This window comes from Coleofasciculus sp. E2-BRE-01 (assembly GCF_040221695.1).
GTDB lineage: Bacteria > Cyanobacteriota > Cyanobacteriia > Cyanobacteriales > Coleofasciculaceae > Coleofasciculus.
Map to the genome: position 1 here is coordinate 36,016 of NZ_JAVKEA010000195.1, position 9,480 is coordinate 45,495.

General features: G+C 46.3%; 7 protein-coding genes and 1 pseudogene. 2 read left to right on the forward strand and 6 right to left on the reverse strand.

Going from position 1 to position 9,480, the window contains the following annotated elements; genetic code table 11:
* Positions 1-127 precede the first annotated feature (127 nt).
* The 3 genes and pseudogenes from RIG66_RS24790 to RIG66_RS24800 all read right to left on the reverse strand — a co-directional run.
* Positions 128-316, reverse strand: a pseudogene (locus RIG66_RS24790) (RNA-dependent DNA polymerase); the annotation flags it as partial.
* On the reverse strand, positions 312-2,513 hold the full coding sequence (locus RIG66_RS24795) for a right-handed parallel beta-helix repeat-containing protein (protein ID WP_446381353.1): 2,202 nt from the start codon (positions 2,511-2,513) through the stop codon (positions 312-314). The pseudogene RIG66_RS24790 and the gene RIG66_RS24795, both read right to left, overlap by 5 nt.
* A 228-nt stretch (positions 2,514-2,741) precedes the next feature.
* On the reverse strand, positions 2,742-4,115 hold the full coding sequence (locus tag RIG66_RS24800) for an aldehyde dehydrogenase (protein ID WP_446381354.1): 1,374 nt from the start codon (positions 4,113-4,115) through the stop codon (positions 2,742-2,744).
* 66 nt (positions 4,116-4,181) lie between these two features.
* On the opposite strand from RIG66_RS24800, the gene coaE reads away from it, so the two are divergent.
* On the forward strand, positions 4,182-4,772 hold the full coding sequence (coaE, locus tag RIG66_RS24805; protein ID WP_446381361.1) for a dephospho-CoA kinase: 591 nt from the start codon (positions 4,182-4,184) through the stop codon (positions 4,770-4,772).
* Between the two features lie 58 nt (positions 4,773-4,830).
* Here coaE and RIG66_RS24810 read toward each other — a convergent pair whose 3' ends face one another.
* The 3 genes from RIG66_RS24810 to def form a co-directional block, all read right to left on the reverse strand.
* Positions 4,831-5,613, reverse strand: a complete 783-nt coding sequence (locus RIG66_RS24810) for a helix-turn-helix domain-containing protein (protein WP_446381355.1) — start codon at positions 5,611-5,613, stop codon at positions 4,831-4,833.
* 127 nt (positions 5,614-5,740) lie between these two features.
* Positions 5,741-7,135 (reverse strand): TldD/PmbA family protein, encoded by a 1,395-nt coding sequence (locus tag RIG66_RS24815; RefSeq protein ID WP_446381356.1) that lies wholly within the window; start codon positions 7,133-7,135, stop codon positions 5,741-5,743.
* A gap of 59 nt (positions 7,136-7,194) precedes the next feature.
* Complete coding sequence (gene def, locus RIG66_RS24820) at positions 7,195-7,728, reverse strand: peptide deformylase (RefSeq protein ID WP_446381357.1); 534 nt, start codon at positions 7,726-7,728, stop codon at positions 7,195-7,197.
* 157 nt (positions 7,729-7,885) lie between these two features.
* Here def and dnaA point away from each other — a divergent pair, with 157 nt between their 5' ends.
* Positions 7,886-9,265, forward strand: a complete 1,380-nt coding sequence (gene dnaA, locus RIG66_RS24825) for a chromosomal replication initiator protein DnaA (RefSeq protein ID WP_446381362.1) — start codon at positions 7,886-7,888, stop codon at positions 9,263-9,265.
* Positions 9,266-9,480 lie beyond the last annotated feature (215 nt).

A 9,480-nucleotide genomic window follows, 5' to 3' on the forward strand; every position in this document is an offset into this window, starting at 1 on the left:
AAGTGTTGTCACTTGTTTTTCAATTTTGACAGTCTTTGGGGGCGATCTCTGTCCCCATAACGATAGAGTTTGGCTACTTGGCAAATTTCAAAATTTTCCACGCTGACACCGCAAGCATCGAAGTAATGCTTGACACTCCCCGTTGAGGTGTACCCTGTTCGGGGAATTCTGGGTTAACTTCAGCCTTGAGGCATCGAAAGATTCTAAGTTTAATGCCTGATGGGGCGATGAGCTGTTCCATTATTGATTTGTGGCTTATCCTATCGAAACATTTTTCGATGTCGAGTTCTATTACCCGTTTATCTATTCTGTTACTCAAAGTTTCTGATACTCTTATCAAGAGAAAACTTTAGTTGAATACGGCGAGAAAATTCGGATGTGTTCCCGTTGGAGTCAGTGGCAGTTGCGGTTATCGATTGTCCCGAAACAGTAGCACGTAAAACGGCAGTGAATTCAGCTTCTCCACGGTTATCTGTCGTTACCGATACTGAACCTAAAGGAACTTCGCCTTCACCATAGTTGGATGGATCAGCACTTCTATTGGCGAAAAATTCCAGAGTGAATTGGGTATTAGGAGTGCTAACCAGTATCCCTTGAATTTCAGTGTGATTATTTTTTACCTCTGCGCTTAAAAGAGTGGGGTAATTTTGCAACTGATTTGAGCCAGCGTCTAAATCTAATGCATCGTTCTCAATGGGTACAGAAGAAGATAAAGGTTGTCCTGTCTCGGCATTCAGAAAGATATCGTGGGATGTTGAGCGACTTTGGCTTAAAGTAATGCCCAAACCTTGATTATTAAACAGACGATTTGTCTGGATTAAATTCTCAATTGCTTCAGCTATTCCCCCAGGAACAGCTTCCACCGTAGTGATTTGAATACCATTGGCTCCATTATCGTGAATGGTGTTATTTAAAATTTGGGTGTTAGTAATAGAGGCATTCAACCCTGCTTCATCACCTCTCGCTTCTAACCGAATCCCATTATGACCATTATTCGCGATCGCATTCCCGGTGATCCGTGTTCCCCGAATCAGAACATCCATAAGCGGCAATACAGTATCAGGGGTATAAATATTAGAAAATATAGCAATTCCATCACCGCCATTTGCAATATTGCTACCACTGGGATTGATACCAATATAATTGTTTTCAATCCGGTTATTCCAGGGCTGTGTCCCAAATCCTCGGTAGATATGAATTCCGTGGCGACGATTCCCACCGATAACATTATTGCGAATTTGGTTGGCGGACTTTTTGATACCAATACCATCCGTACTTAAGATGGGACTTAATGCCACTGTACCTGTGATATCTGTACCAATTAAATTATTTTCAATCGTATTTTCAATTGCTCCCCATTGCAGCGTCAGGTTAGCTTCTGTATTGCCTTGGCAGCGAGCATTTCCAGAAATTAAATTATGGCGTATTTTGTTCAGGCGTGACGGTGCATCAGAGCGGGTTCCGCCAATCAGCAGACCATCTATACAATTGCCTAAGGCGACAGTTCCTGTCTGATCAGTACCAATATAATTACACTCCACTAAATTATTGCTGGCATAATTGGAAACCCAGAGATTTGTCGTGTGGCTTCCGGCGATGACGTTGCCTCTAATGGTATGGTTTTGGGCAGGATAGCGGGAATCTAAAGCGGCAAAATTGCCATGCCCAATCACTACACCATGACCGCGTTTTTCAGTAGTATTACCCAATACATTTTTACCTGTGTAATCTGTGCCAATAAAATTATTAACAATAGTATTGCCTTGCTGATCGGCATTGGCATCGCCGTTGACAAGAACACCCACGAAGGTATTCCCGGAAATGACATTATTTTTAATAATAGTATTATTGGGATTCGTTGTGTTTCCGGCTTTAATCACCACACCTCGGTTATTACCAAGGGCGACTGTACCCGTGATATCTGTACCAATATAATTGCTGTCAATAATAATTTGGCTGGAGTTATTTAATATTTCTATACCAGCGCGTTGAAACTGATTAATTACCAGTCCTCTGATCACTACCTGATCCGCATCAATCGCAATACCACTTACTTTACCCGCCGCCGCACCATTTAACTCAATAACTGGACGGCTAATTGTTATGGTTTGGGCTGGAAGCGGAACGCCCATTGGGTTGGGACAAGTTAGGGAATGGGTTGCGGTAGTTTGGAAACCAGGTTGGGATGTGCCATCAATAACCACCGCTTCCGTTATTGTTGGTAATGGCGAATTAGGGATAATGCTGGGTTGAGTGGATTGAATATTAAACGCGATCGCATCAATAATAGGATGGGGAGAACCTGTCCGGCAATCGTCATTTGTGGTATCCCTATTCCTATTGGCGTTATTAATCGCTTCGCGCAGGGTACAATTGCCATCGCCAGCATTGATATCATCGGCGGTGCTATTAACCACAATAGCAGCAGTTTGTGCCGAAGCACTACCCATGAGTAGCGAGAACCCGCTAACCCATAAACCGATAGATGCTATAGCTTTTGTGCGCGTAGACATAATAAGTTTTTCAGCGTAGCGCTACCCCAAAAATAATTGTTCATGCCGTTGAGACTGTTCGTCAATTATAATACGAACGTTACGCCAATTTAATACATTTTTTCCTGTTCTCTGTTCCCTAATTCCCTCCCCTTACCAAGGGGAGGGTTAGGGAGGGGTTTTTCTCAAGGTATTGGGTATTTTTCAGCTTAAGTTGACACGGAAAGAGGTTTTGCACACCTATTCCACCTACTTAATAATTCGCTTAAACAATGACAACTTGCCGTTATAAGGTGGATACCGCCAATTTAAATCGAACCAGAATCCCTTTTTCAATACACTCTTAAAGTGAGAAAAGGTATCAAAACTGGCTTTGCCGTGATAGTTTCCCATTCCACTATCCCCAACACCGCCAAAGGGTAAAGTTGTCACACCAACTTGCATCACCGTGTCATTGAGACAGACACCACCAGATGAGGTTTGCTGCAAGACGTGTTGCTGTTTCTGTTTATCTTTGGAAAATAGGTAGAGGGCTAAGGGTTTAGGTCGAGCATTAATCTGCGCGATCGCATCATTCAAGTCCTGATACTCTAACACAGGCAAAATCGGACCAAAGATTTCCTCTTCCATGATCGGTGAATCCCACGAAACTCCATCAATCACAGTGGGCGCGATATACTTATCTTCTGGTCGAGTTTGTCCACCAATAACTATTTTTCCGTCCTTCAACAAAGGAACCAGCCGATCAAAATGTCGGTGACTTATAATTCGGGCATAGTCCGGACTTTTCTCCGGTTCCTGACCATAAAAGTCTGCAACACATTTTTGCACTTCTGTCAATAGATCTGACTTAATTCGCCGATCAACTAACAGGTAATCTGGGGCGATACAGGTTTGTCCCGCATTCAGGTATTTACCCCAAGTAATCCGTTTAGCCGTATCTTTGAGATCCGTATCCGCATCGACAATACAGGGACTTTTACCGCCCAACTCTAACGTCACAGGCGTCAAATGTTTCGCAGCGGCTTCCATGACGATTTTGCCGATCGCGGTTCCCCCGGTAAAAAAGATATGGTCGAATTTTTCAGCCAGAAGTGCTTTACTGGTATCAGCGTCTCCTTCGACAACCGCGATATAAGCCGGATCAAAAGTTTTCTGGATCAGGTTGGCGATCGCACTTGAGGTATGGGCGGCAATTTCCGAGGGTTTGAGTACCGCACAGTTTCCGGCTGCGATCGCACCAACTAAGGGAGAAATCAATAACTGGAAGGGATAATTCCAAGGAGAGATAATCAGCACCACACCCAAGGGTTCAGGATAAATCTTCCCCGAGGCGGGGAATTGTTCTAATCCAACTCCTACTTTTTTGGGTTTAACCCAGGATTTGAGGTGCTTGATAGCGTAATTAATTTCCGTAATCGCCGCGATTTCAAAATAGGCTTCAAACTCTGGGCGCCCTAAGTCAGCTTGAACCGCCTTGATAATTGCCTCTTGATCATCAACAACCGCTTGTTTGAGGCATTTTAGCTGTTCCATGCGCCACTTGACATCCTTGGTTTTCCCTGTGGCGAAAAAATCCCGTTGTTTGCGGATAATATCAGTAACTGGTACTTGGGTCAGCATTCTGGCGTCCTTTACGGCTGCAACTTATACTTATTGTGATAGCGTACTTTAACCTTGAGTGAATCACTGTTGAAACGGATCATTGGCTTAACCGGAGGGATTGGCACAGGTAAAACCACGGTTTCTAATTATCTTGCCGATACCTATCAACTTCCGATTTTAGATGCGGATATTTACGCCAGAGACGCCGTGCAACCTGGTTCCCCGGTTTTGAACCGAATTATTACCCGCTACGGTTCTGAGGTACAATTAGCCGATCGCACACTGAACCGCAAACGCTTAGGGGAAATGGTTTTCCCCAACCCAGAGGAACGCCAGTGGTTAGAACAACAGATCCATCCTTATGTGCGCGATCGCATTGAGTCTCAACTCTCTACAAGCGAGTCTCCCACGGTGGTTTTAGTGATACCCTTATTGTTTGAAGCGAATATGACAGACTTAGTGACTGAAATCTGGGTTGTCTGCTGTTCTGTGGAACAACAAATCCAGCGCATCCGAGAACGCGATCGCCTTTCTCTTGAACAAGCTCAATCCCGTCTCAACAGTCAGCTTCCCCTCGCCGAAAAAGTGGCGCGTGCTGATGTGGTTTTAGATAATTCCTCCACTCGCGACTCTTTACTTCAACAAGTTGATCGGGCTTTGATGAGAACGAAATAAACAAAAAATAAAATAGTAGTTTCATCCCCCGGTTGAAACGCAGGGGCTTTCACCTTCGCTATTCTGTAAAGGTTACATCTTTTACTTCACCCATCTCTCCCAAGGGTTTCGCGGTTTTTTGATTCAACGATACCCATACCGCCCCCGCATTTCCGGAACGGATTGTTAATTCATTTTTAGCTTTCCACGTTGTTGGGGAATCGTTCTCCGTTAAAATTCCCTCAAACTCCGTTTTACCATCAACACTAACCCGCACCCAGGATTCCCCTTTCATTTCTACTGTAATTTGAACCGGGAAATTGGGATCAGAAACAGTCAGCGCAGGTGTTGAGGTGAGAGTGGGTTCGTTTGGATTAAGCTGTTGCTCAATTGTCCCAGAATCTTGAACGGGTATAGAGGGTTGGGGTTTGAGGACTTGAGTAAGCAGATACACCAATCCACCGATCGCGACGATTCCACCAATGCCAATGTAGAGGAGAAAAGGTTGACGGTAGAGCCGATCAGATTGACGCGCTCGCGAAATCGGGGTGGGTTCAGAATGTTTAGCTTGAGAGTCAGCAGAATCAGAGGGTTCTGGTACCACCTCGGTGACAAAGCTTTGGAGTAATGTTGTGCTGTCTAAATTCAGTGTTTCGGCATACCGCCGAATAAACCCTTGAACAAAGACAGGTTCAGGTAAATCCTCACACCGTCCAGCCTCTAGCGCTTTCAAAGAGCGTAAGGAGATAAAAGTTTTGAGAGCAATTTCCTCAATTGATTTCTCCTGCTCTTCTCTACAGTGTCGTAAATAGATTCCTATATTTTTAAGTTGCTCTTCTTGAGCCGTAGTTAAATGGTTCACCTGATCCGCCTATCAAGGATTACACATTTATCGCGAATAGCGCCCCCAGTATATCACCTGTCCGTTGTCCGTTGTCTATTCCTAAGGACAAAGAACAACAGACAACAGGCAAGTGACTCAAATAACGCTACTGACTACCTCCCACGACAACATTGCGAATTCGTAAAGAAGGACCGCCACACCCTACAGGTAAGCCACTCTGTCCGCCTTTTCCACAACCGCCTGATTCATCCCAGTAGAAGTCATTACCGATCGCTTCGATGTCGCCTAAGGTTTTAAACACATTACCGGATAGGGTAACATCCCGCACCGGTTCAGCAATCTGTCCCTCGCGAATCATCCAAGCTTCACCCGCGCTAAAGGTGAACATCTCCCCATTTGTCATCCCCCCTAACCAGTTGCGGGCATAAACCCCTTCGCGAATCCCTCGGACTAAATCCTTAACTGGGGTTTTGCCCGGTTCAATCCAGGTATTGGTCATGCGGACAATAGGTGGATAGTGGTAGTTTAAACAACGGGCATTGCCGCTGGGAGCTTCGCCTAACTTACCTGCGGTTTCACGAGAATGCAGACGCCCCACTAAAATGCCATCTTTAATCAGTTGAGTTGTAGTTGCTGGTGTTCCTTCATCATCGTAGCAATAGCTACCGCGATGTCCCTCTGGGGCAGCACCGTCGAAGATTTGCAAATCTGGTGGACCAAAGCGACGCCCTTTGCTCATCACTTCCAACAGATCGGGGTTTTCATACGCCATATCCGCTTCTGAAAGATGTCCGAAGGCTTCATGAACAAATAAACCGGAGAGGATAGGATCAATAACCACCGTGTAAACCCCTCCCCGAACGGGTGACAGAGACAAAGCATTAACCGCCCGTTGCGCCGCCCCCTGCACCTGGATATCCAGATCAGTGAGATCTTCGTAGCCATTGCGAGATCCGGTGGTTTCTCGTCCCGTCTGCACAATCTCATCCTTACGGGCGGTAGCCGAGAAACGCATTTCTAGATCTGCCCAAGATTGCTCAATCAGCGTGCCTTCGGAGGTAGCGATAATAATCCGTTGATGGCTGTCCCCGTAGCGGACAGAGGTTGTTGTAATCCGGGGATCAAAACTTTTGAGCAATTGGTTGTAGCGATCGCACAGCGCTTTCTTCTCTGTTAGAGGAATCATCCGGGGATCAGTCCCAGTTAGGGGGAGTTGGCAAGTATCTTGCACGATCGAAATCGGGGCAAGTAGGGTTTCTCCATCCCCGACAATTCGGGCGGCGCTGATTGCTTCTTCCAGTCGCTCCTTCAGGCTAGAGAGTTGGTTGAAACTGGCAAAGCCCCAACCGCCCTTATAACAGGCTCGCACCTGTCCACCAATAGCAAGCCCCTCACTCAAGGTTTCTACTTTATTACCCCGCACGATAATGCTGGTTCCTTCAGATTCTTCTAAGCGAATCGCTAAGTAATCCACGCGAGAGCGATAGCGAGCGATCAGGTCTGCAATTAAATTTTGAGTATCCGCGAGTACAGTAGGCATGATCTAGGGAACTAGCATTAGGAACTGCTTCTATTGTGCAATGACTCTAGCCTTGGCTGCTACGGTTGTTCACCAATCCGCCGTTGATATTCTGTCTCTGTGATTAAGTCGTGGGTACTTTCTACGCGGTCTACAAACACAAGACCATTGAGATGATCATATTCATGCTGAACGATTCTTGCCACAAAATCGGTTAACTGTTGTTGCTGCGGCTTACCCTGTTGATTGGTGTACTCTACCTCAATCGCCTGATACCTGGGTACTAATCCTCGAATACCGGGAATACTTAAACAACCCTCCCAGCCTTTGACCACCTCATCTGAGTGAGCCACAATCTGCGGATTGATCATCGCTGTCGGTTCCATCGTCGGGGCATTCGGATACCGGGGATTGGGACGAGACGCTACGATAAACAAACGGCAGGATTGAGAAACTTGGGGCGCAGCGATTCCTACACCGTTGGCGGCTACAACCTTTGCCTTGAGAGCCTGAATAAGCCGTTGAATAGGTTCGTCATGGACATTATCGATGGGTTGGGCTAGCTGGCGCAAGATAGGATTGCCTAACTGAGCGATTTCTAGGGATTGGGTCATAATAGTTTGAAATTGACGCTAACCGTTGCTATTTATTGTTTTACTTCACTCACTGCTAAATCGCTATATATATAGAAGATAGACCTGTGCCGGAATATCTCGCCAATCGCTCGAATTAGGAGAACAAGCAACAATTACCGACAATAGAGGAATGCCCGTGGAAATGTCCCCCGAACAGCTCTGGATACAGGTATTGGAGCGTTTACAACTCCAACTCAGCCGACCCACCTTTGAAACCTGGCTCAAGGGAACAACCGCTCAGCAGCTTGACCAGAATTGCTTAGTGGTTTGTACCCCCAATCCCTTTGCCAGAAATTGGTTGCAAAAGTATTACATCAAAACAATCACTGATGTGGTGCAGGAGATCCTGGGACAATCGGTGGACATTTACCTTACCGTGATCACTGACAACGACAACACCACAATCAGCGATACAGGTATTTCCTGGTCGCCTCCGGTTGCCACCAACCCCGATACCGAACGTCCATCTCATCAACTCCCTAAACCCACAGAGTTAAATCAGAAGTACGTGTTTTCTCGCTTCGTGGTGGGTTCAAATAATCGCATGGCTCATGCGGCGGCTTTGGCTGTCGCCGAATCACCAGGACGGGAGTTTAATCCCCTGTTTTTGTGTGGGGGCGTTGGTTTGGGGAAAACTCACTTAATGCAAGCGATCGCGCATTTCCGGTGGGAAAACTCTCCCAATTCTAAGATATTTTATGTGTCTACTGAACATTTTACCAATGATCTGATTGCCGCCATCCGCAAAGATAGTATGCAAAGTTTCCGGGAACACTATCGAGCGGCTGAGGTGCTGTTGATTGATGATATTCAGTTTATCGAAGGAAAAGAATATACTCAGGAAGAATTTTTTCATACGTTCAATACCTTACACGAAGCCGGAAAACAAATCGTCTTGGCATCCGATCGCCCGCCGCATCAGATTAGCCGCTTGCAAGAACGGCTATGTTCTCGCTTTTCGATGGGGTTAATCGCCGATATTCAGCCGCCTGACTTGGAAACCCGGATGGCAATTTTGCAAAAAAAGGCAGAGTATGAAAACATCCGGTTGCCGCGATCGGTGGTCGAGTATATTGCGACTCAATATAAATCGAATATTCGCGAACTCGAGGGCGCATTAATTCGAGTCGTCGCTTACATCTCGATTTCGGGAGTACCGATGAGTGTCGAGAACATTGCACCAATTTTGAATCCGCGAACCCCAACCGTACAAGCTGCACCGGAGATCATTGTGACAACCGTCGCTGATGCCTTTAATGTGTCGGTAGAAGACTTAAAAGGGAACTCACGCCGCCGAGAAATTAGTTGGTCTAGGCAAATTGCCATGTATCTGATGCGGCAGCATACGGATTTGAGCTTACCCCGAATTGGTGAAGAATTTGGCGGCAAGGATCATACCACAGTGATGTATAGCTGCGACAAGATTAACCAATTACGAGAACGCGATCCTAGCGTGGCACAGAAACTGAGTCAATTGAGCGATCGCATTAATTTGGCAAGTCAAACTCAAAGCTAAGCTTAAAGGGAACAGGGAACGGGGAACAGGAAACTGTGCAGGTAGAGTGTAGGGTGTAGGGGCGGGTTAGACAGCATTGGTGTCAACTTAAGGTGAAAGCTCGGTTGAGCAAGGGTGTCGGGTGTCGGGTGTCGGGTGTCGGGTGTCGGGTGTCGGGTGTCAGGATGGAATTGTCTGTTGGAGGCGAAAAAACCTCACACCTACCACCATTCACC